This window comes from Paraburkholderia sp. NMBU_R16 (assembly GCF_013282575.1).
Taxonomy (GTDB): domain Bacteria; phylum Pseudomonadota; class Gammaproteobacteria; order Burkholderiales; family Burkholderiaceae; genus Trinickia.
Window position 1 is genome coordinate 1 of record NZ_JAAAYE010000478.1, and the last position, 251, is coordinate 251.

At 61.8% G+C, this 251-nt stretch carries 1 pseudogene; it reads right to left on the bottom strand.

What is annotated here, in order from left to right:
* Positions 1 to 251, bottom strand: a pseudogene (locus tag GWC77_RS29415) (hypothetical protein); the annotation flags it as partial.

Here is a 251-nt window from a genome sequence, read left to right on the forward strand (position 1 = left end):
TGGGCAAGCTCGATCAGGTTCGGGCCGGTAGTCGTTGCGGCAGTGGCCGGTTCGGGCGCAGGCCGCTGTCGCCGGCGCGTGCTGTTGGCGATGGCATCGAGCGGGGTGGCCATGCCGATGCATTTGCTGTGGCGCGACAATCTGGATGAGAGACGCGCGACAAACAAGATGAGAATGTCGCGGCGAGGTTGATGATGCCGATGTTGATTGACGCTGACAAGCGTTTGTTGATTGACGCGCGGCGCATGTTG